This is a genomic window from Pseudolactococcus chungangensis CAU 28 = DSM 22330 (genome assembly GCF_002441885.1).
GTDB lineage: Bacteria > Bacillota > Bacilli > Lactobacillales > Streptococcaceae > Pseudolactococcus > Pseudolactococcus chungangensis.
On sequence record NZ_JXJT01000002.1, the window covers coordinates 63961 to 90639 of the forward strand.

Annotated in this window: 28 protein-coding genes; 21 read left to right on the forward strand and 7 right to left on the reverse strand. The window is 37.5% G+C overall.

All coding sequences use genetic code 11. The features are described from left to right. Nucleotides 1-185 precede the first annotated feature (185 nt). From pyrH to RR45_RS01630, 8 genes are all read left to right on the forward strand, one after another. Nucleotides 186-905 carry a UMP kinase gene (gene pyrH / locus RR45_RS01595; protein ID WP_031366499.1) on the forward strand — a complete coding sequence of 240 codons (720 nt, stop codon included), beginning with the start codon at nucleotides 186-188 and terminating at the stop codon, nucleotides 903-905. Between the two features lie 30 nt (nucleotides 906-935). Next, on the forward strand, nucleotides 936-1493 hold the full coding sequence (frr, locus tag RR45_RS01600; RefSeq protein ID WP_003139483.1) for a ribosome recycling factor: 558 nt from the start codon (nucleotides 936-938) through the stop codon (nucleotides 1491-1493). A gap of 155 nt (nucleotides 1494-1648) precedes the next feature. Then, on the forward strand, nucleotides 1649-2512 hold the full coding sequence (locus tag RR45_RS01605) for a CvfB family protein (protein ID WP_031366500.1): 864 nt from the start codon (nucleotides 1649-1651) through the stop codon (nucleotides 2510-2512). Further along, nucleotides 2509-3030 carry a peptide-methionine (S)-S-oxide reductase MsrA gene (msrA, locus tag RR45_RS01610; RefSeq protein ID WP_031366501.1) on the forward strand — a complete coding sequence of 174 codons (522 nt, stop codon included), beginning with the start codon at nucleotides 2509-2511 and terminating at the stop codon, nucleotides 3028-3030. The genes RR45_RS01605 and msrA overlap by 4 nt, the downstream gene beginning before the upstream one ends. Further along, nucleotides 3027-3236, forward strand: coding sequence for a YozE family protein (locus tag RR45_RS01615; protein ID WP_031366502.1), 210 nt, complete (start codon nucleotides 3027-3029; stop codon nucleotides 3234-3236). Before msrA ends, RR45_RS01615 begins: the two co-directional genes overlap by 4 nt. Nucleotides 3237-4125: 889 nt before the next feature. Continuing rightward, entirely contained in the window at nucleotides 4126-4551 is a 426-nt protein-coding gene (gene rplK, locus RR45_RS01620) for a 50S ribosomal protein L11 (protein ID WP_003139488.1), read from the forward strand. Nucleotides 4552-4724: 173 nt separating this feature from the next. Continuing rightward, nucleotides 4725-5411 carry a 50S ribosomal protein L1 gene (gene rplA / locus RR45_RS01625; RefSeq protein WP_031366503.1) on the forward strand — a complete coding sequence of 229 codons (687 nt, stop codon included), beginning with the start codon at nucleotides 4725-4727 and terminating at the stop codon, nucleotides 5409-5411. A gap of 455 nt (nucleotides 5412-5866) precedes the next feature. After that, the gene (locus tag RR45_RS01630) at nucleotides 5867-6193 is read left to right on the forward strand and encodes a hypothetical protein (RefSeq protein WP_031366504.1); all 327 of its coding nucleotides are present in this window, start codon (nucleotides 5867-5869) and stop codon (nucleotides 6191-6193) included. A gap of 83 nt (nucleotides 6194-6276) precedes the next feature. Here the strand turns inward: RR45_RS01630 and RR45_RS01635 are convergent, their stop codons facing one another. Together RR45_RS01635 and RR45_RS01640 are read right to left on the reverse strand one after the other, a co-directional pair. Further along, on the reverse strand, nucleotides 6277-6576 hold the full coding sequence (locus tag RR45_RS01635; protein ID WP_218838353.1) for a hypothetical protein: 300 nt from the start codon (nucleotides 6574-6576) through the stop codon (nucleotides 6277-6279). Nucleotides 6577-6663: 87 nt separating this feature from the next. After that, nucleotides 6664-7065, reverse strand: a complete 402-nt coding sequence (locus RR45_RS01640; protein ID WP_031366506.1) for an HIT family protein — start codon at nucleotides 7063-7065, stop codon at nucleotides 6664-6666. A 396-nt stretch (nucleotides 7066-7461) separates the two neighbouring features. On the opposite strand from RR45_RS01640, the gene RR45_RS01645 reads away from it, so the two are divergent. The 4 genes from RR45_RS01645 to RR45_RS01660 all read left to right on the forward strand — a co-directional run bounded on the left by RR45_RS01645 (nucleotide 7462) and on the right by RR45_RS01660 (nucleotide 12125). Next, on the forward strand, nucleotides 7462-8670 hold the full coding sequence (locus tag RR45_RS01645; protein ID WP_031366507.1) for a PTS sugar transporter subunit IIC: 1209 nt from the start codon (nucleotides 7462-7464) through the stop codon (nucleotides 8668-8670). Beyond that, nucleotides 8660-9505, forward strand: a complete 846-nt coding sequence (locus RR45_RS01650; protein ID WP_072353443.1) for an alpha/beta hydrolase — start codon at nucleotides 8660-8662, stop codon at nucleotides 9503-9505. The genes RR45_RS01645 and RR45_RS01650 overlap by 11 nt, the downstream gene beginning before the upstream one ends. An 858-nt stretch (nucleotides 9506-10363) precedes the next feature. After that, complete coding sequence (locus RR45_RS01655; RefSeq protein WP_003139501.1) at nucleotides 10364-11107, forward strand: ABC transporter ATP-binding protein; 744 nt, start codon at nucleotides 10364-10366, stop codon at nucleotides 11105-11107. Then, nucleotides 11100-12125 (forward strand): ABC transporter permease, encoded by a 1026-nt coding sequence (locus tag RR45_RS01660; RefSeq protein ID WP_031366509.1) that lies wholly within the window; start codon nucleotides 11100-11102, stop codon nucleotides 12123-12125. The genes RR45_RS01655 and RR45_RS01660 overlap by 8 nt, the downstream gene beginning before the upstream one ends. Before the next feature lie 24 nt (nucleotides 12126-12149). Here the strand turns inward: RR45_RS01660 and panD are convergent, their stop codons facing one another. Genes panD through panB form a run of 3 tightly spaced genes read right to left on the reverse strand, consistent with a single transcriptional unit; the run spans nucleotide 12150 to nucleotide 14262 of the window. Further along, on the reverse strand, nucleotides 12150-12536 hold the full coding sequence (gene panD, locus RR45_RS01665; RefSeq protein ID WP_031366510.1) for an aspartate 1-decarboxylase: 387 nt from the start codon (nucleotides 12534-12536) through the stop codon (nucleotides 12150-12152). Between the two features lie 2 nt (nucleotides 12537-12538). Further along, entirely contained in the window at nucleotides 12539-13390 is an 852-nt protein-coding gene (panC, locus tag RR45_RS01670; protein ID WP_031366511.1) for a pantoate--beta-alanine ligase, read from the reverse strand. 2 nt (nucleotides 13391-13392) lie between these two features. Further along, nucleotides 13393-14262 (reverse strand): 3-methyl-2-oxobutanoate hydroxymethyltransferase, encoded by an 870-nt coding sequence (gene panB / locus RR45_RS01675; protein ID WP_072353444.1) that lies wholly within the window; start codon nucleotides 14260-14262, stop codon nucleotides 13393-13395. 430 nt (nucleotides 14263-14692) lie between these two features. Between panB and RR45_RS01680 the strand changes: the two genes are divergently transcribed. Both RR45_RS01680 and RR45_RS01685 read left to right on the forward strand, forming a co-directional pair. Beyond that, nucleotides 14693-15331 (forward strand): carbonic anhydrase family protein, encoded by a 639-nt coding sequence (locus RR45_RS01680; RefSeq protein ID WP_084463378.1) that lies wholly within the window; start codon nucleotides 14693-14695, stop codon nucleotides 15329-15331. A gap of 39 nt (nucleotides 15332-15370) precedes the next feature. Continuing rightward, nucleotides 15371-15829: an RpiB/LacA/LacB family sugar-phosphate isomerase gene (locus tag RR45_RS01685; protein WP_031366514.1), complete on the forward strand. Its 459-nt coding sequence runs from the start codon at nucleotides 15371-15373 to the stop codon at nucleotides 15827-15829. A 74-nt stretch (nucleotides 15830-15903) separates the two neighbouring features. Here the strand turns inward: RR45_RS01685 and RR45_RS01690 are convergent, their stop codons facing one another. Together RR45_RS01690 and RR45_RS01695 are read right to left on the reverse strand one after the other, a co-directional pair. Then, the gene (locus RR45_RS01690) at nucleotides 15904-16536 is read right to left on the reverse strand and encodes a copper homeostasis protein CutC (RefSeq protein ID WP_031366515.1); all 633 of its coding nucleotides are present in this window, start codon (nucleotides 16534-16536) and stop codon (nucleotides 15904-15906) included. Nucleotides 16537-16602: 66 nt separating this feature from the next. Beyond that, nucleotides 16603-18084, reverse strand: coding sequence for a helix-turn-helix domain-containing protein (locus RR45_RS01695; RefSeq protein WP_031366516.1), 1482 nt, complete (start codon nucleotides 18082-18084; stop codon nucleotides 16603-16605). Between the two features lie 502 nt (nucleotides 18085-18586). Here RR45_RS01695 and RR45_RS01700 point away from each other — a divergent pair. The 7 genes from RR45_RS01700 (at nucleotide 18587) to tpiA (ending at nucleotide 26624) form a co-directional block, all read left to right on the forward strand. Further along, on the forward strand, nucleotides 18587-18946 hold the full coding sequence (locus RR45_RS01700) for a hypothetical protein (protein WP_031366517.1): 360 nt from the start codon (nucleotides 18587-18589) through the stop codon (nucleotides 18944-18946). After that, the gene (locus RR45_RS01705) at nucleotides 18930-19757 is read left to right on the forward strand and encodes a putative RNA methyltransferase (RefSeq protein ID WP_031366518.1); all 828 of its coding nucleotides are present in this window, start codon (nucleotides 18930-18932) and stop codon (nucleotides 19755-19757) included. The genes RR45_RS01700 and RR45_RS01705 overlap by 17 nt, the downstream gene beginning before the upstream one ends. 175 nt (nucleotides 19758-19932) lie before the next feature. Beyond that, a complete protein-coding gene (locus RR45_RS01710) occupies nucleotides 19933-21714 on the forward strand; it encodes a PTS mannitol transporter subunit IIBC (protein ID WP_031366519.1) in 1782 nt (593 codons plus the stop codon). A gap of 98 nt (nucleotides 21715-21812) precedes the next feature. Continuing rightward, the gene (locus tag RR45_RS01715) at nucleotides 21813-23786 is read left to right on the forward strand and encodes a BglG family transcription antiterminator (RefSeq protein ID WP_031366520.1); all 1974 of its coding nucleotides are present in this window, start codon (nucleotides 21813-21815) and stop codon (nucleotides 23784-23786) included. Nucleotides 23787-23988: 202 nt separating this feature from the next. Further along, complete coding sequence (locus RR45_RS01720; RefSeq protein WP_031366521.1) at nucleotides 23989-24429, forward strand: PTS mannitol transporter subunit IIA; 441 nt, start codon at nucleotides 23989-23991, stop codon at nucleotides 24427-24429. Between the two features lie 105 nt (nucleotides 24430-24534). Further along, nucleotides 24535-25683: a mannitol-1-phosphate 5-dehydrogenase gene (locus RR45_RS01725; RefSeq protein ID WP_031366522.1), complete on the forward strand. Its 1149-nt coding sequence runs from the start codon at nucleotides 24535-24537 to the stop codon at nucleotides 25681-25683. Between the two features lie 182 nt (nucleotides 25684-25865). Beyond that, nucleotides 25866-26624, forward strand: a complete 759-nt coding sequence (gene tpiA, locus RR45_RS01730) for a triose-phosphate isomerase (protein ID WP_031366523.1) — start codon at nucleotides 25866-25868, stop codon at nucleotides 26622-26624. Nucleotides 26625-26679 lie beyond the last annotated feature (55 nt).

Consider the following 26679-nt stretch of genomic DNA (forward strand, 5'->3'; position numbering starts at 1 on the left):
TTTGTTGTTTCTACAAGACTAGCAAGTCTGATAGGTGAGACGTTTTAGACCAAGCTACTGTTGGCGTGAGTTTAGAATGTGCTTGAAATAAACTTAGAAATCTGATTATGTTTTTTTAAAATTCTTCAATTTTGTGGTAAAATGGATAAGATAAAGTATGAAATGAACAGTATGAAAGGTGAATTATGTCTCAAGTAAAATATAAACGCGTCCTCATCAAACTTTCCGGAGAAGCACTTGCGGGTGAACGCGGTGTCGGTATTGATATTGCGACGGTTGAGGAAATCGCCAACGAGCTGAAAGAAGTTCACGATTTAGGTATCGAAATTGCTTTGGTTATTGGCGGTGGTAATCTGTGGCGTGGTGAAGAGGCTGCGGCAGCAGGAATGGAGCGTGTTCCAGCTGACTATACAGGCATGTTAGGCACGGTCATGAATGCCCTTGTCATGGCAGATGCACTTGAGCGAGTTGGTGTCACAACACGTGTTCAAACTGCGATTAATATGCAACAATTGGCTGAACCTTATGTTCGGGGACGTGCTTTACGCCATCTTGAAAAAGAGCGTATTGTGATCTTTGCTGCTGGAACTGGATCACCTTATTTCTCAACGGATACGACGGCTGCACTCAGAGCCGCTGAAATTGGTGCTGACGCCATTCTCATGGCTAAAAATGGGGTTGATGGGGTTTACAATGATGACCCACGCACCAATACGGCAGCGATTAAGTTTGAGGAATTGACGCATATTGAAGTGTTGAAGCAAGGTTTGAAGATTATGGACTCAACGGCATCCAGCTTGTCTATGGATAACAATATCGACCTTGTTGTCTTTAATCTCAATGAAAGTGGTAATATCAAACGTGTCGTTCTGGGTGAACATATCGGAACAACCGTGTCTAATTAATTTTGAAGAAAATATAAGAGGAAGACTATCATGACAAATGACATCGTAACAACGGCTCAAGACCGTATGAAACAATCTATTGACAGCTTGCAACGTGAATTTGGTAGCATTCGTGCTGGACGTGCTAATGCGAGCTTGCTTGACCGCATTACTGTGGACTATTATGGTGCTCCAACACCTTTGAATCAATTGGCAGGTATTTCTGTACCTGAAGCGCGTGTGCTTTTGATTACACCGTTTGATAAAACAGTGATTAAAGATATCGAAGCTGCGCTAAATGCGAGTGATTTGGGAATCAATCCGCAATCTGATGGTAATGTGATTCGCTTGGTTATCCCGGCTCTGACTGAAGAACGTCGGAAAGAACTAGCAAAAGAAGTGAAGAAAACAGCTGAGGGTGGTAAAGTAGCAATTCGTAACATCCGTAAAGATGCCATGAATGATGCTAAGAAATCTGAAAAAGCAAAAGAAATTACAGAAGATGAGTTGAAAACACTTGAAAAAGAAATTCAAAAAGTGACAGATGCTGCGGTTAAAGAAATCGACCAACACACTGCCAATAAAGAAGAAGAGCTTTTGACAGTTTAATTATTATAGAACCGCACAGTACACTAGTGTGGTTTTTTGATACTTTCGAACGCATACAACTCTGGACAGCAGTCGAGAAACAGTCTGCTTTTTATGGTATAATGGAGAAAATTGCATCTATTTAACCAATGAGATATGAAAATAAAGAGGATACTATGACAGATTTAAATGCCCTTATGGCAACTATGATTACCGGAAAAATCACTGATGAAAATGAGCAAAATTACTACATTCAAAAAGAGGGTCTGATTTTCAGATTACCGAAAACTGAGGGCGATTTTGCGATTGGTGACGATGTGACAGGATTTGCCTACACGGACAAGGCAGGAAAGCAACGATTGACTCTAACAGAACCCACAGCCACGCGAGACGCTTACGGTTGGGGGACTGTAACTGATGTTAGAAAAGATTTAGGTGTTTTTCTGGATGTCAACATTCCTGAAAAAGACATCGTCGTTTCAGTTGATGTTTTGCCTGAATTGAAAGAGTTATGGCCGAAAAAAGGCGATAAACTGTACGTTAAACTTGATGTTGACAATAAAGACCGTATCTGGGGAGAGCTAGCCTACCCTGAAACTTTTGTACAGATGGCTGGCAAAGCTTATGATAACATGCAAAATCAGAACTTACACGCTATTGTCTACCGCAATAAACTCTCTGGTAGCTTTGTTTATCTGCCAGAAAATAATATGCTTGGCTTTATTCATCCAAATGAACGTTTTTCTGAACCGCGCTTAGGACAAGAACTTGATGTGCGCGTGATTGGTTATCGTGAAATTGATAGAACGTTAAATCTTAGCCTTAAACCGCGCTCTTACGAGATGTTGGATGCTGATTCACAACTGATTATGACTTACTTGGCACAACAAGGTGGTCATATGCCTTTCTACGATAAATCAGCACCAGAGGCTATCAAAGCAACATTTGCCATTTCAAAAGGCCAATTTAAAAAAGCATTAGGTGGTCTAATGAAACAAGGTAAAATCAAACAAGATGAGACAGGAACGACATTACTATGAGCCAAGAACGAGCAATATTTGCGGGTGGCTGCTTTTGGTGCATGGTGCAACCCTTTGAGGAAATGCCAGGCATTTTGAGTGTTTTGAGCGGCTATACAGGTGGTACCACGCAAAATCCAACCTATGAAGATGTTTTAAGTCATCAAACTGGCCACACAGAGGCTGTTGAGATTATTTTCGATAACGATGTCGTCAGTTATCGGGAGTTAGTTGCGCTTTACTGGACGCTGACCGATCCGACGGATGCCTTCGGTCAATTTCAAGACCGTGGTGATAATTATCGTCCAGTGATTTTTTATGATAATGCTGAACAGGCGCAGGTAGCGACTGAAAGTAAAGCGCAATTACAGGCTTCAGGACGCTTCGATTTTCCGATTGTTGTGGCGATTGAACCGAGTCAGACATTCTGGCCGGCAGAAAGTTACCACCAAGGTTTTTATAAAAAGAATCCAACTCGATATGCCCAAAGTTCACAAATGAGACACGACTTTCTAGCCAAACAATGGGGGGAGAAATGAGTTTTTATATTTTTTTGATGAAACATCGGGCGTATAAAGAAATTGATGCTATCACTAAACTCGCTAACTTGGTTTATGATGACACGACGTTTCCAAAACAATCATCAAATTTCGATGAAATCTCATCTTATCTGGAAACTCATGCAAACTTTGCCTTTAATTTATCAACATTTGATGAGATTTGGGAGCTGTATTTAGCGGGTTGATTATTGCCTTACTTGATTTTTTCAAATTAAGCCACTAGTGATGGTGGTTTTTTTGTTCTTCTTTAAAATTTTAAAAAAGCTGTATTTTTGCTCTTCAAAAACTAATAGTATAGGGACAATATGTTAAATGTATACTTAAAACAACATTTATGAAACCCATTGTTATTGAATTGATATAAATAAAAAAATTTTGTGGTAAAAAGTAAAAGGAGAAAAAATGAAAAGCCTATCGGAACGTATCGGAGGTAAAATTAATAGTGTAACGGTTAAATATCGTGTAGTTATAAATACTGTATTGGTTTTGTTTTTAAGCGTCAGCATCGGGATCGGTACCTGCCAATCAAGCTGTTGCAACAAAAATAACACAAGAAAAAGTTATTAAAGAAAAAGTATTAGCTATTAAAGTAGAAAAACGATAAAGAAAATAGAATCAGTTGAAGAAGTACAAACTGAAAATGTGATAGTCGAAAGCAAAATAATGTTAAAGACAAATGATTTACCAGAAGAGGGTAAAGTTGCTGCACCATAAATTATAGAAGTAGAAGAACTATTACTTATCTAACAAAGTTTTGAATAGTCTCCTTTGATATGAAAAAAGTTTATTAAGAAATTGGTTTCTTGTTTAATTAGGAACGGCATTTTTATCATATTTTGTTTCTATAATTTTATCTCTGCAAATTGATGATCAAAACTATCATAAAACAGAAGGTGTTTTGGCACAATAAGACTTAGACAAGTCAAATAATAAATAACTTGACAAAATACAAAAATAGCGGTACAATGTTACGGTATGCTTTATAAAAAGCAGACTGCGTGGGAGGGCATTCGTCCATTAAACCACATCACGAGAAGAGATTTCGCAAGAAATCATTATTAGGAGGAAATTATCGTGGCTAAAGAAGTACAAAACATCGTTAAATTGCAAATTCCAGCCGGAAAAGCAACACCAGCTCCACCAGTAGGACCAGCACTTGGTCAAGCTGGTATCAATATCATGGGCTTCACAAAAGAATTTAATGCACGTACAGCTGACCAAGCTGGCATGATCATTCCAGTTGTGATCTCAGTATACGAAGATAAATCATTTACTTTCGTTACAAAAACACCACCAGCAGCTGTTTTGCTAAAAAAAGCAGCAGGTGTTGAAAAAGGTTCTGGTACACCTAACACAGTTAAAGTGGCAACTGTTACCAAAGCACAAGTACAACAAATCGCTGAAACTAAAATGGAAGACCTTAACGCTTCATCTGTTGAATCTGCAATGCGCATGATCGAAGGAACAGCACGTTCAATGGGCTTCACTGTCGAAGGTTAATTTTCGATTTTTCTGTCGTAATTTCAGATATGACTTTGGGTCATTTTTGAATGATAGAGAATATCAAAATGCTGCTTTCAGACTGAGGTCTGAATGATGTCAACCACCGATCGACTATGATGAAGCGGTGGAAGGTTGCTTGCAACCGCTAAAACCACAAGGAGAAATTTATAATGGCTAAAAAAAGCAAACAATTGCGTGCTGCTTTGGAAAAAGTAGAAGCAAGTAAAGTATACACAGTTGAAGAAGCTGTTGCATTGGCACAAGAAACTAACTTCGCTAAATTTGATGCGACTGTTGAAGTTGCTTACAACTTGAACATCGACGTTAAAAAAGCTGATCAACAAATCCGTGGCGCAATGGTATTGCCAAACGGAACTGGTAAAACAGCTAAAGTTTTGGTTTTCGCTAAAGGTGAAAAAGCTGAAGAAGCTAAAGCTGCTGGCGCTGACTATGTTGGTGAAATGGAATACGTTGAAAAAATCAACGGTGGTTGGTTTGATTTCGACGTTGTCGTAGCGACACCTGATATGATGGCTGTTGTTGGTCGTCTTGGTCGTGTACTTGGACCACGTAACCTTATGCCTAACCCTAAAACTGGTACTGTAACAATGGACGTTACGAAAGCAGTTGAAGAAGTTAAAGCTGGTAAAGTCACTTACCGTGCTGAAAAAGCTGGTATCGTACACGTGGCTATCGGTAAAGTGTCATTCGAAACTGAAAAATTGGTTGAAAACTTTAAAGCAATCAACGCTGTTATCGCCGCTGCGAAACCAGCAACTGCTAAAGGAACTTACATCCAAAGCTTGACAGTGACAACTACTTTTGGTCCTGGTATCAAAGTAGATCCAAACTTCTAATTCGAACGAATATTAAAAAAGTCATTTAGTTATGAATGGCTTTTTTCTTTGTTTTAAAATTGAATTGGAAATATGTTTTAAAATGATAGAGAAGACGTTTAACTCGTGATTTTTTTAATAAATAAAAGGCTGTTATTGAAAGGAAATAGGAACATTGATTTATAAAGGACTGTTATCAGTTGTCGTGACAGGGTTAGTAATAATAAGAGAATTTTAGCATTTATTATTATTATTTTAGTTGACATTAGGGTAGAGTTTGTATAAGATTTAATAAGACTAATATATTTCCGTATTTTAGGACGTTTTTTAGGTGGTAGATCGCAATATTTTCATGATTTATTGCCTAGATTAGAAGCATTAACAGGGATTTAATTCTTGTTTTATTATTTTTATATAATATCAGATATATAAATCTTAATATTCTGTTATTATTACTTTTCAGGGGGTGTTATTTTATGTTAAAATTTGTATGGTGTTACATGACGGCTGCGTTTGCTATTTTGTTTGCATTCCAGTCGATTGGAATGACGGTAATGGGCGATTACATGATGTTTGTTGGTATGTTATGCTTGAGCTTTGTCTTGATAAAAGATGATAGAATAAAGGAAATGATTGCGTCTAATATTTGTTTAGCAATTGTTATATTAACGCTTTGGTTTTCTGAGCATACCTTTCATTATATTCAAAACACAGGTATGTTGCTACTTTTTATTGGTGCCATGGTGACTGCTGAATTATTCGGAGTGTTCTGGGGGCGGAAGTTTGCTCGTAATCAATTTTAAGCAAGTGTTGTATCAATCATTAACGTTACGTTAATAGTTTCAAGATAAGCTACCATTAAGTACATAAAAAAACGAGTTCTCAATTACTTTGAGAGCTCGTTTTGAATTTTAGTCGATAGTGCATTAATCGCATCAATTCTTGGCTGTGCTTGGAACTGATATTCTTTGATGTCTTTTTTGATATCATCCATGACAAATTGTGCATAACCAAGTTCAAATTTGACGGCATCCAAATGTTTCTTAGCTTCAGCTGTTTCTGAAATAAAATCACCACTGATAGCTTTTAAGTCTTTAAAATAGTCGACAATGCCCATATTAGCTTTCCTTTCTACGACTTCACTTCCTGAAATCTTGAAACTTGACCTGCGCTCAGATCCGTCCAAGCGTGGTCATTCACGAACTTTCATTCGCACAAAGGCGTTCTCCTTTTAGTCAATGTTGCTAGATCTCTGATACCATTGTCCTAAGTATTAAGGGGCGGTTAGAGTACTCTGTAGTGCATTTAGGTCGATGTCGTGTTCTGTGAAACTAGCTTTGAAACCATCGTCTTTACTATAGCGTGGAATCAGGTGAACGTGTGCGTGGAAAACAGTTTGTCCTGCAATTGTTTCATTATTTTGAAGAATATTCATACCGCTTGCCCCTAGTGTTTTGGTAATGTGACTCGCGATTTGTGGGATTTTAGAAAATAACGTTGCAGCATCTTCGCCGGTCATTTCTAAAACGTTTCGGATATGTTTTTTTGGAACGACTAGCGTATGACCTTTGGTCGTTTGTGTGATATCGAGAAAGGCTAGGACATCATCGTCTTCATAAATTTGATAAGAGGGAATATCCCTAGAGATAATTTTACAAAAAATGCAATCTGTCATGAATGTCACCGTTTCTTTTCTGAAATTTGTTATAATTACATTATAACATCTTCTGACTTAAAAGTGTTGTAGGGTCAAGCGCTGTTGTTTTAATGCTTGAAAATTAATGTAATTAACCAAACAACTAACCAAGCAATCAAAAAAATCATTAGTTGGATACAAAATAAAGTCTACTAGTAAGAAAGAAACTGGTAGCTTTTTTTATTTGAAAATTGTAAATGACGTTAGCTACTTTGAGGGCAAGAAAAAATGCTATGAAATGTGAGACCTGTAGTTACGAAATACAAAAAATGAAATTGTATTAATTAAATAATACTGTATCTCTACATAATAGTGTCTACTCTGATATAATAGATGAGGATTGAATTGCTACGATTTTGATAGAAATGGAGTGATATGATAAAAAGAATAATAGATAGCGTAATCAGATGGGATAGTTTTATCTTAAAACAACCCATTTTTAATGCAATTTTTTCATCAATGAGGCAAACAGTACCAATACTTGCTGTAAGTGTATACTTGCAACTAACTATTAATATCTTTCTAAAACCTGATGCTCTCGTTACAAGACTCTTTGGCATATCTGTGAAGTTTCCTAATTTTATAAATTTACAGGAAATTTCTTCCCATTTAGACATTATAGTCTTAATGATCTTTGCAACAACATATAGTCTATCTTACCTATCTGTACGTCAAGTTTCTCAAAAGATCTTACCAACTCTTATTAATTTTTTAGGTCCATTCTTTATATTAACTGAGAACAATAAAGTAATGACTTACAGTACGATGCACTATTTGTTAATTATTATCGTTACAACAGTGAGTTGTGAAAGTTTTACTTATTATAAAAAGAAATTTTGTAGAAATGACTTGCAGCCTTTTTCAGCAAGATATTTATTGTGGGCTGGTATTATTTTGTCGTTTTATTTAACGATTCATAGATTTTCTATCGCCAATATATTTCAACAAATAGTAAGTGGAATATCAATAAATCAATTTTGGACTACTTTTCAAGGATTGATAATTTTTAGTTTTCTTGTTCCATTATTTTTTGGTATTGGATTTTCAATTCCAAATGAATTTTTTAGTAATCAAACTGCCCTTCCTTCAGTCATAAAAAATTTAGATGAGATATTAAAAAATAAAAATAGTATTCTCCCCTATCCTACGAATTTATACAGTGTCTACCATGCGTTTTCACAATTTGGAGGAGTCGGTAATACATTAGTACTTAGTTTTATGTTACTGTATGCTGTCTCAAAAAAACGTCAAAATTTAGGTTTTTTATCTCTTTTACCCAGCTTATTTGATCAAAACCAATTACTGTATTTTGGGTTACCGATTTTTTTTCGACCGATCATATTGTTCCCAATGTTAATTACAAGTATTATGGGAACTATAATTGGATATTTAGCAATAGTTAGTCATTTGATTAAGCCAGCTTCTTTAATAATTCCAAATGAGATACCCAACTTTTTATTAGCGTTTTTAGGAAGTAATGATGGTTGGACTTTAATTTTGAATACCTTTATTATTTTTATTTCAATTATTGTATATAGCCCATTTATTAAAATACAAAATAGTGAGGTAGATTATGAAAAATAAGATAGCTATCATCTTAAGTTTACTTTTTATGTCTGTCATTGCCTATTATGGTCACAATTGGGTTATTAACATGGATGATAAGGAATCAAAGCTTAGGAACTCTCGTTTAAAACCGATTATTTTTATTCCTGGCTCAAACGCTGATATCAATCGTTTTAATAGTTTAATATCCAAATTGAATAACACTGAACCTAAGCATAGTATCCTAAAAGTTCAAGTAAATACAGATGGTAGTTTGGATTATTTTGGTTCTTTAAATTCAAAAGACCTTCGACCGTTTATTGTTATTGGTTTTAAAAATAACAATGATGGATACAGTAACATAAAAAAACAATATGAATGGTTAAATATAGCGATGAATGATCTGCAAACAAGATATCATTTTAAAAACTTTCAAGCGATTGGGCATTCGAATGGGGGATTAATTTGGACGGGTTTTTTAGAAAATGGATATGATGAAGATAAATTTCAGATCTCTGATTTTATGTCTTTAGGTACACCCTATAATTTTTCGGAGACTTCACCAACACGTCCTACTGTTATTTTAAAAGAATATATTGAGAATAAAAATAAATTGCCTAAAAATTTATCAGTATATTCGATTGCTGGAACAGAAGATTACACTGATGACGGAGTAGTACCTGTTCAGAGCGTTATGGCAGGAAAGTATATTTTTCAGAAGCAAGTTAAGCTATTTACACAAATCACTGTTTCGGGCGAAGAGGCCCAGCATTCAAATTTGCCAGAAAATGATGAAGTAATATCTTTAATACAGGAATATTTATTGAAAACTTTCAAAAGTAAGGGAAAGAATAATTTTAATAGTAAGATATAAATCAGTTGAAAATGAGAAGATGCACTTGGAATTACCTTATAAAATAAAAAAAGACTATCAGTAAGAACCAAGTAGTTTATGATTATACAATTTTTTATCGTTTAATTTTATAGACATTGTGTAATGAAGGGATACGAAGTATTTAAGGTACAACTTTTAATTGCAAGGTGTAATTAGCTTATTGATGAAGTATGTTATCAAAATAACCCAAAAACTAACCAAGCAATTCAAAAATCATGAGTTGAATAAAAAAATAAAGTCTACCCGCATGAAAAAAAAACTGGTAGACTTTATTTTGTGTTTAAATTGATGTGTAATGCGTTATTTTATATTAAGTATGTGATTATTGAAATATTTATTATAAAAAAAGTTTATATGATATAATTGAATTATGATTGTGTCCTCATATAGACGTTGATGTGCATTGAAATTTCAAAATCTTGAGTTTTGATTAGGCTGTGGAAAATAGTTCATAATAGAATTTATAAAGAGGATGGCATGTGAATAAAATAAAGGATAGGATGATAAGTCTTTTTGAACTAGGTATAAATTCGGGGAAAATGTAACAATAGATCAACATAAAATTAGTAATAAATTGATGTATGAAATGCGGAATAGTATTAAAGGTGATAACTGTTTTTACTGTAATGCTTCTACCACTAGTTTTTGCAACTCACATTCTATCCCATCATTTGTTTTAAAAATATATCCGAGAATGATCAGCTTTTAAATTTGAATAGTTTTTTTAAAAAAATCCTTTATCTGATGAAGTAAGCAGATTAAGAAAATCGGGAGCATTTGAGATCAGCAGTTATCACATTATAGTATTTGATGTAAAAAAGAGTATAGAGAGCGTATATGACATTGAAAATTGAAAATTTAACAGGTGGTTATTTCGGGACGACCGTTCTGAAAGACGTGGATTTTACGGTCAATGACGGAGAACTTGTCGGCTTGATTGGCTTAAACGGTGCAGGTAAGTCGACGACAATCCAGGAGATTATTGGGTTGCTGACACCCTATCAAGGTCAAATTTTGCTAGATGGTTTGAGTATCCGTGAGGACGCTGAAACCTACCGTAAAAAAATTGGTTTTATTCCTGAGCAACCGTCTTTGTATGAAGAATTGACCTTGCGTGAGCATATTGAAGTCACTGCACTAGCCTATGATGTTGCGCCAGAAGTGGCTATGTCACGTGCTGAAAAATTACTGAAAACATTTAGACTTTCTGATAAGTTAGACTGGTTTCCGGCAAATTTTTCTAAAGGGATGAAGCAAAAAGTGATGATTATCTGTGCTTTTTTAACAGAGCCGTCACTTTATATTATTGATGAACCATTTTTGGGGCTTGACCCACTTGCTATAAATGACTTGATTGACCTGATGTTAGAGATGAAAAAAACAGGAGCATCCATCTTGATGTCAACGCATATTTTATCAACTGCAGAGAGGTTTTGTGATAAATTTATCGTCTTACACGAGGGTCGAGTCATTGCAGACGGTGACTTAGCAGCACTTCGTGTGAAATTTAACCTACCTGAGGCAAGTCTTGATGAGATTTATGTCGCTTTGACTGATGAAAGTTGGCAGGCGCATGGCTAAAGATATTTATGATTTATTTGCTAAAAGGCATGGCAACTGGCGGTCACAAAACCTCAAATATCTTCGCTATGTCTTTAACGACCATTTTGTTCTTGTTATCATGTTTCTCATAGGTTTTCTAGCCTATCAATACGCTGATTTCTTGAAAAAATTACCAGCGCATTGGCTACCGGGTTATGTGATAGCTGTCCTAGTCTCTATAGTGGTGTTATTTTTCGGGCAATTAGCGACATTTGTCGAACGTGCAGACCAACAGTTCCTCCTAGCAAAAGAAAAAGCTGTCCAAGCCTATCTGAAAAATGCTGTGAAAAAATCTCTGGTCTTTCCGGCGGTTGTGATTGTCTTGATGACGTTTATCATCAGACCACTGATAAGCCTACCCTTTACTTTAACGCTAGTCTGGGCTATCGTCTTAATCGCGATTAAATATATGCTACTCTCTAAAAAAGCTCAGTCCTTTGTTCAAAATGAGTTGATTCAGTGGCAGTCACTTATCAATTATGAGAAAAATCGGCAGAATGCGGTGCTGAAGGTATTTAGCCAGTTTACAGATGTCAAGGGATTACAGCAGCAGGCAAAACGTCGCAAGTATTTGGATGTCTTGCTACCTAAGACAAAAATGACCTATGATTACCTTTTTATCAGAACTTTTTTGCGAAGTGGTGATTATTGGCTGCTGATGTTACGTTTGTTAGGACTTGCTGTGCTTTCACTTATCTTTATTCATGCGGATATTTTTGCTTTGTTACTCGCTTTAATTTTTAATTACTTACTTGTTTTTCAACTGTTTCCGATTCGTCAATCTCAGGATTATCAGATCTTAACTAATCTTTACCCACTTAAAGCAAGTGCTAAAAATTTGGCAGCGGGTAAGTTGATTCGAAATCTGGTGTTTACAGTTAGTTTGGTTGAGCTAGTAGTGAGTCTGCTAACTTTCCAAAATAAACTGCTTGCAGGTATTTTTGTTCTACTTGCTGTCTTGATGGGTGTGCTTTATCCAAAATGGAAACTAAAATAAAAAATAGCGTTTCAGCGCTATTTTTTAATACCCGATTTTACCGATTTTTTCATAATCTGTGATTTTCTCTACTTTGTTGTCGTCTGTGACAAAGACAACTTGTGGTTTGAGAACTCTAGCCTCTTCTGGAGTGACTTGCGCATAGGCCATGATGATGATTTTATCCTGGACTTGGACTTTTCTAGCAGCAGCACCATTGAGGCAAATGACGCCTGTGTCCGCTGGACCTTCAATCACGTAGGTCTCAAAGCGCTCGCCGTTATTAATGTTCACGATGTGTACTTTTTCATAGGGAAGTAAGCCTGACGCTGCTAATAATTTAGCGTCGATAGTGATGCTACCGACATAGTCCAATTCTGCCTGTGTGACGGTTGCGCGATGAATTTTGCATTTTAGCATATCTAGTAGCATGATTAGGCCTCCAAGTGTATGAGTGTGTTGTCTATCAGTCGTGTTTGATCAACATAGACGGCAAGTAGCAGTAAGATGTCTGTGGTGATGATGTTGATGTCTTGTAGGGTAGCAGGGTCAACGATTTTGATATAGTCTATTTTGGTTAAGGATTGGGTCTGGATATGTGTTTTGAGGGCGGTTATAATGTTGCTCGTTTTGAGCTCACCATTTGAAATGAGGGTTTCAGCCAATGCTAGCGCCTGGGATAAGACGACGGCTTGTTGTCTAGCCTCTGTACTAAGATAGGTGTTGCGTGAACTTTTAGCTAGGCCATCTGTCTCGCGGATAATGGGGCAGACAACTAGGTCAATATTTTGGTTGAGGTCACGCACCATTTGTTGGAGTACAGCAACTTGCTGGGCATCTTTTTGACCAAAGTAAGCTTTGTTTGGTTGGACGAGGTTGAAGAGTTTGGTGACGACTGTTGTGACGCCGCGGAAATGTGTGGGGCGGCTCTTGCCCTCTAGGAGCTCGCTGATGCCAAATGTTGTGACATAGGTATTAAAGCCAGACGGATACATCTCAGAAACGCTAGGTGCGAAGATAAGGTCGGCACCTGCCTCTAGACATTTGAATTGGTCTTGTGCGAGGTCTCGTGGGTAGGTTGTTAAATCTTCACCTGCAGCAAACTGAGTGGGGTTGACAAAAATACTGACGACGACTCGGTCATTGTCAGTGGCGGCCTTGCGGATAAGGCTTTGATGGCCCTCATGTAAAAAGCCCATGGTTGGGACGAAACCAACTGTTTGATGCGCAGATTGCCATGATGCGAGTTTTGCTTTGAGTTCAGCAATGGTTGTGGCAGTTGAAATTGTCACGATTTTTCTCCTTGTCTACTACTAGTGGTACTAAATTCTTGTTTTAACTTTTGGATGATATCCGAATCAATTTTGTAGCTCTCAGTCTCGTTTGGAAAATCGCCAGACTGGACATCCTTTTGATAGCTGGAGACGGCATCTTTGAAGAGTGTGCTCCCCTCAGCAAAACGGCGAACAAATTTGGGTTGAAGGGTATCAATCATGCCGAGCATATCTTGATAGACTAGGACTTGCCCGTCAGTTGCGTTACCTGCACCGATGCCAATGGTCGGAATATGTAAAAGTTGACTAATGAATTCGCCCAATAGCGAAGGAATTCCCTCTAAGACAACCGCAAAAGCACCGGCGTTTTGCACGGCAAGGGCATCTTTAATCACTTGTCGGGCAGCAGTTTCGGTGCGCCCTTGTACTTTGAAACCACCAAAGGCGTTGACGGATTGTGGGGTTAGACCGAGGTGCGCGACGACTGGGATAGCAGCTCTTGTGATAGCGGTAATGACATCGGAAAAAGCCTTGCCACCCTCTAATTTAACGGCATTTGCGCCACCTTCTTGAATCAGACGGCCAGCATTGATGACAGCAGCTTCGGTGCTAATGTGGTAAGATAAAAATGGTAAATCGGCCACAACAAAAGCACTTTTTGCAGCGCGTGAGACGGCCTTGGTATGATGGAGCATATCAGCCATTGTCACGCTCAGTGTATCTTCATGGCCTAGCATGACCATTCCGAGAGAATCACCGACCAAAAGCATATTGATACCCGCTTCATCGAAGAGTCTGGCTGTTGTGAAGTCGTAGGCAGTTAACATTGTGATTTTTTGCTGTTTATTTTTTTGTTCTTGAAGTGAAAGGACGGTATTTAGCATGTTTTCTCCATGTTTTGTCAGTTAAAGTGCGACTTGGTTTTTTCTTTCTCATATCTTACCATAATCACGAGGATTTTAGAGTGATAAAATGTGTTTTATTTTTAAAAAGGTGTTGATTATTCGGATAATTCGGAAAATGGTCGCAAGATATCTATCTAGGACATCTTATATTTAGCATCATTAGATGATGATAACATTTGGAAATAACTTAGCGATGTCGCCTTTTATCACAATAAATCATATATTTCGGATGAAAAATTTTAGGTATCCAATCAAAATATGGTATGATAGAAGAGATAGAGTTTGGAATGAATACTTAATTAAGTGACCTTTATTTTAAAGTCTACATTCTATCTGACGCCATCTCTTATGAAAGAGATACTTATCGCATTTTTAGCGGGTTTCCCCGCTCATCATTAAAGGAGTTGCCATGATGAAACATCTAGATTACAGGCACCAAGAGAAGTGGGCGCTTGCTGATAATACTTTGATTCCTCAGTCGCCAATCGATGTGCAGACGGATCAGTTGCTAGCTAAGGTTGATACATCTTTGCAAATTAATTTGCCGAGTGATCAAGAAGTTATTGTGAAAGATACGCCGATAGGAATTCAAATCTATGCGGATGGTGATTTACAATGGCGCGGTCATGAATATATGCTCAACCGTTTCCATTTTCATGATGGTGCTGAACATTTGGTTGATGGTAAAAGACATGCAGCTGAGATTCACTTTGCTTTTGAGAGTGTTGATATCAACCAGCTTGTTTTGGCCGTATTTGCCGATGTCGATGAAGACTGTACAGATGACAGTATTTTAACTTTGTTAAATAGCTCACATAAGTTGGTTGACTTTGATATCAATAAATTGTTACCGCAAAATCATACTTTTTGGACTTACAAAGGTTCAATGACGACACCACCATTGAACCAAACGATTACTTGGTTGATTTTAGAAGAACCGATCAAAATTTCACCAGCTGAGAAAGATTTATTACAAGATAAATTACGGAGCAATTACCGTAATATTCAAGAAACGAAAGATCGCGATGTTTATCGGATTGAAGATTAAGCACCAAAAATAGAGAAAGTTGAGTAAAAAAACGAAAAAATGAAAATTATCATGGCAAGTGATCACGCAGGGGTCGAGTTAAAAGCAGAAATTAAGGCATTACTAGAAACAATGGGGCATGAGGTTGATGATATGGGACCTTATGACACAACTGCGGTTGATTTGTCAGATTTCGTCTATCCGGCAGCTCTCAAAGTGAGTCAGGAAAAAGTATGCGGCATTTTCGTTGATGGTGTGGGGTATGGTTCTGCCTTAATCGCCAATCGAATTTATGGTATTGATGCCGTTGTGTGTCAAGATCCTTTCTGTGCGAAATTAGCGCGTGAGCATACAGACAGTAATGTCTTATGTTTAGGTGGTAAAATCATTGGTTCAGCGCTTGCATTGGAGATTGTTCGGACTTGGATGACGACTGATTTTCTACCAGAAGAAAAATATATTCGTCGTGTTGAAAAAGTCAAAGCTATTTCAGAAAAACATTTGGTTAAAAATTTTTAAGCGGTTGAACTGCTATAATATAAAAATCCCTCAGACTACTATCTTGAAGTTTGAGGATTTTTTCTATTTAAAGCTTAAAGCGTCACAATTTTTGTACCATGCACATAGGAACTATTTGTCTCAATTGAAATTATTTCAGCGTTGGCAGCGCTCACGCCACCACCTGCTAAAATCTGGATACGGCCAGCAGCATAGCTGACAAGTTCAGCGATTTTAGCTGTATTGATGGGTTTATCAAGGCTGTCACCGTGCATGAGAATTTTATCAAATCCGAGAGTGATGAGTTCATCTAGGGCGGATTTTTGTAAGTCTGAGGGTATTTCATCAAATGCCATATGAAAGGTTATGGGAAGGCCCTGGCTCGCTATCACTAGCGTTTCCAAAGCTTCTAAGTCTAAGCTGTTATCATCTGTTAGTGCACCAAATACTAACTCATTTGTGCCAGCTTCAATGGCTTTCAAAATGTCAGACTCCATGATACGTAGTTCGATGGAGTTGTAGATGAAGTTACCACCACGTGGGCGAATCATACTAGCAAGGGTTGTTTTGGTATCCTTGAGGTAGTCGGCGGTTTCTTTGATGACGCCGTAGCTTGGGGTTGTACCGCCAACTGCGAGGTTGTCGCAGAGCTCAATGCGTTCAGCACCAGCAGCGACCGCTCGAGGAATATCGGTAAAGTTTTCAGCACAAAATTCTCTGATTAACAAGGGTGTGTCTCCAATCTGTTTTTTCAATTACTTTGATTATAACATACCTGTGTCTGCTCAGAAAGATTAGTTAGTTGAGCGACAAAAATTATTTTTACGGTCGGAGAGTTTGTTTAAGAATTTATCAAGTTCTGCTTTGTTCCAATTTGAGTAAAATAAGGAGGTTGAGAAGAACGGCACGTCGGCATATTTATTCTCTGGCATCCAGTTTGAGATGATGGCATCTGGCTTTTCGCCTTTGAGCTGATTAAAGGTATATATGATGATAGGCGCAGGTGTCGTATCTCGAATTTTAGAAATCAGCATCTCACGATGGAGTGGCGATGAGTTTGTTTGAACCAATATTTTAAGTGGTTTCTTGTGTTTTCTGAGAATGTTTTTAAAGAGGATAATGTAGTGATAGTAGAGATTAGGAAAATTTAAAATGAGTTTCTGAATTTTAGGATTATGGTCTCGGAGTTCGACAACAAAGTCATTGATAAATTCAAAAGTGATTGCTTCTGAGCGATAAATTTCTTCAGCTGTTTCTTCTAGGTCGAAGATTTTATTTCGTCCTCTAAAAATTTCCGCCTCTTTGTTCATGAGGGTGAGATTATAGTGGAGGTAGTGTAACTCTTCTGGTGACAAGCTAAAGGTAATATTTTTCTGGAATTGGGTAATCAAATCATGTACTTCTGACGATTTTGAGCGTTCAATCTGGAAATCAGTTGTTTGAAAAGTTTCCAACATGATTAAGTTTGCGCGACAAAAAATAAAGTAGAGGTAACGACCTTCTCGTTGTTTGGTCTCGAAATCAGGGCATGTATTGAGGAAACCAACCGCCTCTATTTTGTCGAAAAAATCATCAAATGTAACATAAGGTGAGTCGGGTATTGCAAATATATCCTCATCTGGTGTCAGGAAAGAACCATGTCTCGTATTGACTTGGAAAACGTAGAAACTCAATTTGATTCTCAAAAAAGTAGCATAATCGATGTTTGGTACAAAATCAATGATAAGTTGACTTGCTGCCTCGAGACTTGGTGTTTTCTGGATAATTTGTTCCAAATCTAATCCCCAAAAAATGTTGTGGTAGACAAATCTAACTTGGTACGCCTTGCCATGCATGGGCTTTCTTTGTAGAAAGTTAATGTAGCAGTTGTAGCAGTCCAGGTAGTCATTTAGCTGTTTGATATGAACGGAACATTTACTACGGCTAATTTCCAAATCTTTATGTAAGCTTGTAAAAGTTGTAGAAGTATCAGAGAAAATACGATACATCATTTGATATTTGACTGATTTTTCAACCAAGTAATGGTGGAGCTTAAAGAGATTGAAAGCTGTTTCTTGGGCCATTTTGAAATGATTGGCTTTGACTGAAAAAGTTGTTAGCCCTTGTTCATGACAATAGTCGAGTAGCTTATCAAAATAACTTTTAACAGTTTGTTTTGCAAGGCCCAACTCTGTCTCTAACTCGCTCAATGTAAGTTCATGATTGGGAGCGGCGTTAAGCAAATTAATCATTTTTAAGATATAATGTGAGTCTTTATCTAATAGAAAATTTTTCATTTCTAATGCTCTCCTTGTTTTTTTTAGTGGATAGTATCGGATGGCAGGTTGAATTCATCAATACCATATATTGGAAACTCTGATATCAAATAAGTGTGATATCAAGTATAGTAGAAAATAAAACATGTTTCTATTATAGCGCAAGTCATTTCGAAACTCTAATAATAAGTTAATCTTTTTTTGTTGTTTGATATAATTTTTTACGTTTGTTTTTTTTTATTATGATTATTTATAGTAAAAATAGGATAATCTACCTTTATTGATGTTTAACAATGTTATAAACATAGCTGGCAGAATGCCTGTATCTAAGCCATGAGTTACGCATAATTAGTGATAAAATTAGTATTCATATACTGTATATTATAGGGTATTATAGTTAAATAAATATATCTTAATTAAAATACTATATGATAAAAAAATGTTAAAAAGTGTAACTTGAGTAGCTATCAGTTTCTATGCTATAATAGATAAATATATCTATTAGAAGGGTAAGAGGGTCTAGTTGTACAATTATTTGAAAGCTGATTTATATCTTATTAATATGATGCTAGACCATGTTAAACTCTTGAAAAACACAGTTGGTCAGCAAATTGATATTGACTATATGATTGAGCTAGAACATATCGCTTACAATATAAGAGAAATTTCCGACGAAACCAAGCGAACCTTTCCTGAGTTGGATTGGACCTGTGTGTCGAAATTTCGTGATTTGATTACCTATGAAGTCTATCATTTTAAACCCGGTGATAAAATCGAAACCGTTAGTGATGAGATGTTATTGATGGCTGATAGACTCCCGCAGCTTAGAAACACGCTCTCACTGGAAGTGGAAAACGCTAATACTAATGCTAAAGAAAATTGATAAAACCGCCCACTATTTGGCACAAAACATTGACTTATTAAGATGCCCCCTATGTCACACATCTTTTCACCTTGATCATTATGCCCTTATCTGTGACAACCGTCACACTTATAATATCAGTAAAAAAGGTGTAGTGAATTTCCTGACGATTAAGCCAGACACCACCCATTACACACGTAAAATGTTTGAGCCACGTCGTAAACTGATTCAATCCGGTATGTACGCGCCAGTTTTGAACGAGATTCAAGCCATGCTTACCCCAGGCAACTTGCTAGATGTTGGCAGTGGCGAAGGTAGCTTTTTAGAATTGCTGGATGTAGCCGGTCATAAATTTGGCTTTGACATTGCCTTAGACGGCGTCAACATGGCGACCGACTTGACTGATATGCAAGCCTTCTTCAGCCTATCAGACCTCACCAACCTCCCTTTTGCTGACCAAAGCATGGCAACAGTCCTGAATATCTTTACACCGTCAAACTATCGAGAGTTCAATCGCGTTTTGGACCATGGTGCTCAAGTGATAAAGGTCATCCCTGACCGTTATTATTTGCAAGAATTACGCTCTGCTTTTGGTTTGCCGGTAGATTATGATAATCGGGATGTCTTAGCAAAATTTATTGAAAACTACCCTAGTCTGACGCAAAAAGAAATCAAATATGAGTTTGAGCTTCCCCAAAATCTCCAACAAGATTTTTTATCTATGAGCCCATTAGAATGGCGAATTTCTGAGGTAGACAAAAGAGAAATTGCTAAAAATCCACCCAAGAAAGCAACAATTCACGTTCAAATTTTACAAGGTTATAAGTCTTGACACACTTTTTTGTGTCAAGACTTTTATTGTTCCTTTAATTGGAAACGGTTACAATTAGTTTGTAAGTTAACCGATACTTGAAACAGGTAATGCTATTTTTATTGAACACTTTAACTTGTTTCAGCGTCAAACTTAAAAATCGTGTTCACACATCTGAATACATAAGGAGAAAAATATGAATGAGTCACAATTCAACTTAAAAGTTGCAGTTCAGCGTTTGGGAACAGCACTCTCAGGCATGGTTATGCCAAATATAGGTGGATTTATTGCTTGGGGGATTATCACCGCACTCTTTATTCCAACAGGTTATTTACCCAATAAAAACTTCGCTGAGCTAGTCGGACCGATGCTCAGTTATCTATTACCATTACTGATCGCTTATACTGGTGGTAAAAATATCTATGGTGATGGCCGTGGTGGTGTTGTTGGTGCGATTGCTGCTATGGGTGTCATCGTCGGAACAGACATTCCGATGTTTATCGGGGCAATGGCGATGGGGCCACTGGCCGGCTGGTTAATGAAAAAATTTGACCAAACTGTTCAACCTAAAATCAAAGCCGGTTTTGAAATGCTAGTGAATAACTTTTCAGCAGGTATCCTAGGCTTTGTCTTGGCACTATTTGGCTATACTTTAATTGGTCCAATTGTTGAGGCTTTGACAAATCTCATGGCAAAGGGTGTAGAGACGATTATCAACGCACACCTTTTACCACTTGCCAATATCTTTATTGAACCAGCTAAAATTCTTTTCCTGAATAACGCGATTAACCATGGTATTTTAACGCCAATCGGAACTGAACAAGTCGCAGCGACTGGTAAGTCTATTTTATTCTTACTTGAGGCAAACCCTGGACCAGGTCTTGGTCTCTTATTAGCATTCATGTTTTTTGGCAAAGGTTCAGCAAAAGCAACCGCACCTGGTGCTATCATCATCCATTTCTTGGGTGGTATACATGAAATATACTTTCCATATGTTATGATGAAACCTGCACTTTTCCTTGCAGTAATTGCAGGTGGTGTGACAGGGACATTTACGAACTCAATTCTAGGGTCCGCTTTGACATCTCCTGCATCACCTGGTTCTATTATTGCGATTGAGGCAATGGCACCAAAAGGTTTCGGGCCACATATCACTGTTTTATTAGGTGTCCTTGCGGCAGCGGCTGTCTCATTCTTAGTTTCTGCAATCATTCTAAAAAATGATAAATCAATGGTAGATGATACAGCACTCACCACCGCACAAGCTGATCTTGCTGCTAAAAAAGCAGTTGCTAAAGGGCAAGCACAAACATCATCTGTAGTTGTACCACTTAGCAATCTGGGCAATATTAAACACATCATATTTGCCTGCGACGCAGGCATGGGCTCTTCAGCGATGGGAGCGTCTATCCTTCGTGATAAGGTCAAAAAAGCTGGGCTCAGTATTGATGTGACCAATCGGGCGATTTCCAACTTATCTGATGCGGCAGATACCTTGGTCGTGACACAAGAAGAGTTGGCGCCGCGTGCAGCGCAAATGGCACCAAGTTCAACAAGAGTTGCGGTGTCTAATTTCTTAAATTCGCCCAAATATGATGACATTATCGAAAGTTTGACTGGTAGCACAAGTGCAGCGCAAACACCAGTTGCACAAGCGGTTTCTGAAGTGGATGACGAGATTGACTTGAATCTGATTGATGAGGTTGTCTTCGCACACGATGCAACATCTGTCGGTAGCGCGACTATGGGTAAAGAAACGATCCTAGCGATTTTCAGAAATCATGATGTGAAGATTCCGGTTTCAGATGTCGAGTTTCTAGCACTCGCAGCCTATAATGCACCGAATATTGTCGTTGTGACGACAAAGGACAATACTGAAATTGCAAAGCATCATGCACCTAACGCGCAACATCTCAGCGTTGACAGTTTGATAACAACACCTGAGTATGATAAAATGGTAGCACGAATGAAGAAATAGTCAGAAAAATCTAAAAATGTAAGACCCGCAAGTCGGGTTTTTGTGGTCTCTATCTAGAGTGCAATTTAATTACGATTTCAGATATTAAAGGAGGCGTTATGCTCGTTACGAAACGAGAACAGCAGATTATCGATGAAATTGTCAAGAAAGGACAAGTCAGCATTGCTGAGCTACTTGATGTTGTCGGTGTGAGTCGTAGAACGCTTTACAGAGACTTACAAAATTTGCAAGATTTTCTGCCCAATTACCAAGTCAGCCTAATCAAAATTGACCAATTTTACAGCCTTAAAGGTGAGTTATCTAACTTAACCGATAAGCGCGTGGTGGAGGATTATACACAAAATGAGCGTCATTTTATGGAGTTAATTATGTTGATTTTCGAGCAGGCTAAGTTGGCAGACTTCATAACACACTTTGCTATTAGCCAGCCGACAGCTACAAACGATTTGAAAATCATCGAAAAAAATCTGACTTTCGCTGGCAATGGTCTTGTGCGAGAGGGAGGATTAGAAGTCGTTGCAAGCGAGTATAGTAAACGAACGCTCCTCGTATCTTGTCTCGTTAGCAACTTGTCAACGCGTGATATTTTTAATTTTAATGACGCTATCTATCAAGAAAATAAAGTTGTTCAGCTTTTTCAAAAAGCGTATTTTGAGAGTGTTATGATTGCTTTCAAACGCTCAAAGATTAGCAATATTTCAGACCGCACGCAAGGGATTTTAAGACTGTTTTTCGTTGTAACATTAGAGCGATTGGGACAGCAACATCTGATTGAAAATCATTATCAGTTTAGACCGTCGAAAAAAGCTTTGGATTTTGTGACCGAAATTGTTCAAAACTTGCCTGATTTTCGAGTGAATCTTCCAGAAATTATGTATCTATCTCATATGGTAGATGTCTTGCACTTTGATAAAGGTGGGAACATCCTATTTAATGAAAAATATGATACGAGTTTTTCTTATAAAGTTCGCCAGTTCATTGAAAATGTTAGTGTAACCACTGGTCTTAATTTCAGTAGAGATGAGAAAATTTTTACCTTGTTAAATATGCATTTGCGCAGTAGTTTTATTCTACCTCAGCTTTTTTCGGATGATAAAAATGATTTGATCATTCGTGTTCAAGAAGAACATGCACGTTTATTTAAGGTGATTAATCGTTGCCTAGCTGATGTTTTTGATAAGAAATTTTCTAAGCATGAAGTGGCTTTAATTACACTCCATTTTTTAGCGACATTGGAGCGTTCTAGTCGTGTTTTCCCGATGACGGCACTTCTGATTACCAGTCGCGGGCGTGTGTCAATGGCTATTCTCGCACGTAATCTGCAGACTCAGTTTCCTTTCATCACATCAATTAAGATTATTCAAGTCAGTCAGATGCATCAGGAAGATTTATCGCATTTTGATCTGATTTTTACGACTGAAAAAATTGAAGATGATACGAAAGAATTGTCATCTGAGTTATTCATCCAACTGAGTTCAAATATCGGATTGTCCAATGTTTCAGGCATTGCGCGTGACATTCGTAAGTTGAGAGCAAAGCGGACACCACGCCAGCAAAATGATGCAACGATGGAAAATCCACTTGATTTTCAAGATTTCTTTTTGAAAAGTCAGGTCATTTTACAGAACTTTAGTATTTCTGAACTGACTAATATTGCTGATTTTAACGAAACAATTTATGATCTCATGCGTGCTGATAATTTAATTGATTGGGAGTTGCTAGAACGTTTTAAAAGGACATCGTTTGGCATTCCCAAAACTAATTTGGTTTTGATTCATGGTATTTCCAAAGTTGTGCCACGCCCGGAATTTAAAATCTTTGATTTAACGCAAGAGATTGAAGTGATAGGTATGGATAAAGAGCCTATGATGGCTAATCGGATTTTATTTTTGACAGCACCACAATCTATTGATGAGATTTATAACTATATCATGGGTAAAATCTCAAGTTCTATCATTGAAAATACCCTTTACACGACGATTTATAGCTCGGGTAATTATGATATCGTCTATGAACTATTGAGTAAAATTATTAGTGAAAGTTTTACTAAATATACGACAGAAGAGCAATAAATTGCTTAACACTCTACTAAGCCTTGTCACATTTTTTTGTGACAAGGCTTTTATTTACGCTTGTGTAGAAAGCGGTTACAATTAAAGTATCAAGAGGGAAATTAAAGGGAAAGACTTTGAGCAGATCCCTCACTTGGCAGGGTTACAAATGGAATGTCAAGTTTCAAGTTTTCATAAAGTGAAGGCGCAGAAAGAGGTAAAAATGAAGATACAAACGAATTTAATTAAGTTAGGTCAAGTCTTTGAAACACAAGAGGAGGCGATTGTGTTTTGTGGGGAACAATTACTAGCAGGAGGTTATGTCACCGCGGATTATATTCCTGCTATGATAGAGCGCAACCGCGAACTTTCGGTTTATATGGGAAATTTTATTGCGATTCCTCATGGAACGGACGCTGCTAAGAAAGAAGTTTTAAAAACTGGGATTACCATTGTTCAAGTGCCACGTGGTGTGAACTTTGGAAATGATGCAGATTCAAAAATTGCGACGATGCTTTTTGGTATCGCTGGTGTCGGTAATGAACACTTAGATTTGATTCAGAAGATTTCGATTTTCTGTGCAGATGTTGATAATGTTGTCAAACTAGCGGATGCCCAAACGGCAGAGGAAATCGCAGACTTACTTAATTCAGTAGAAGTTTAAGTTGTAGCAAAGGAATTAAAAGTCTAGGAAATTTAGAATGACTGAAGAGTTGTTTTATTTAAATGTTAACTTGTGAAAACATTCACTATTTAGAAGGGGTATAACATGAAAAAAGCAGTACATTTTGGTGCAGGAAATATTGGACGAGGTTTTATCGGAGAAATTTTACACAAGAATGATTTCGAGGTTGTGTTTGTCGATGTCAATGAAACGATTATTAATGCTCTAAATGAACGTGGTAACTATGAAATAGAGCTGGCAGAGGATGCAGCGACACGAATTCCGATTCATCATGTCTCTGGTCTTAACAATGCTAAACAACCAGAGGCAGTCATTGAGGCTATTAAAAATGCTAATATCGTGACAACAGCTATTGGTCCTAATATCCTACCTTTTATCGCAGAACTCATTGCTAAGGGCATTCAAGCACGTCAAGCTGCTAAGATTATGGCACCGCTAGATTTCATTGCCTGTGAAAACATGATAGGTGGCTCAGAATTTTTGAAATCTAAGGTTGATGCCTTTCTGACAGAAGAAAATAAAGCATACGCTACTACTTATATTGGATTTCCAAATGCTGCAGTTGATCGAATTGTACCCGGTCAAACTCATGCAGACCCATTATTCGTCGTCGTAGAACCCTTTAGCGAATGGGTTATCGATCAAAGTCAAATCCGCAATACTTTGATACATTTGAATGGCGTCCATTATGCGACGGATTTAGAGCCTTTCATCGAGCGTAAGCTTTTCTCAGTTAATACGGGACATGCGACAGTTGCTTATAATGGTTTTTACTATGGTAGTGAAACGATAGATGGTGCTTTAAAGGATGAGCGTGTGATGTCTGCGCTCTTACAAACGCAAGAAGAAACGCGTGAGCTTTTGCTGGCCAAATGGGATTTGTTCAACGAAGCGGAGCTTAGTGCTTATCACGAGAAAATTCGGGGCCGTTTTGTTAATCCCCATTTATCTGATGATATCTCTCGTGTTGCTCGTACACCTATTCGCAAATTAGGTTACGATGAACGGTTCATTCGTCCTATTCGAGAATTAAATGACCGGAATCTGTCCTTTGCAACACATCTGGCAACAGTTGCGAAGATTTTCAAATATACAGATGAGTCAGATGCCCAAGCAGTTGAACTTCAAAAACGTTTGGCGACAGAAGACTTAATTGAGGTGATTAAATCTGTCACTGGGCTTACAGATATCAAGTTAGTGACAGCAATTAAAGAGGCAGTTGTGGCACTGTAATGTGGTTGCTACTAAAAAATCTCGTTAATGCGAGATTTTTTAGTAAATTTTCTGTAGATTTTCAGCTATATCGCACTTTATTGTGAATATTCTCGCTTTTTATGTTAAAATAATAGTGCATGGATTTTATCTTGATGCAAGTCAAGTATAGTTCCAAATAATAAAATTTTAGAGGTGGACTCATGTCACGTAAACCGATTATCGCTGGTAACTGGAAAATGAATAAAACTTTGGCTGAAGCACAAGCTTTCGCTGAGGCAGTAAAAGGTAAAGCACCATCTGCTGACCTTGTGGATACTGTTATTGGTAGCCCAGCATTGTTCCTTGCACCGCTTGCTTACAACTTGAAAGATGACGTTATCCAATTGGCTGCACAAAATTCATATTTTGAAAATGCAGGAGCTTTCACTGGTGAAAACTCTCCAGCAGCAATCGCTGACCTTGGTATCGAATACATCATCATCGGTCATTCTGAACGTCGTGAATACTTCCACGAAACTGATGAAGACATCAATAAAAAAGCGAAAGCTATTATCGCAAATGGTGTGACACCAATCATCTGTTGTGGTGAAACGCTTGAAACTTATGAAGCTGGTAAAACAGCTGAATGGGTTGAAGGTCAAATCACTGCAGCTTTGAAAGATCTTACACCTGAACAAGTTTCTAACCTTGTTATTGCTTACGAACCAATCTGGGCAATCGGTACTGGTAAATCAGCTGATGCTAACACTGCTGATGAAACTTGTGGTGTTGTTCGTGCAACAGTTGAAAAACTTTACGGTAAAGCAGTTTCTGAAGCTGTTCGTATCCAATACGGTGGTTCAGTTAAACCTGAAAACGTTGCGGAATACATGAGCAAAGTAAACGTTGATGGCGCGCTTGTTGGTGGTGCATCACTTGAAGCTGATAGCTTCTTGGCACTTTTGGACTTCGTTAAATAATTTATATGAAAAGTCTCGGGTTTCCGAGACTTTTTTTGTTTGTTGTCAAATAGAT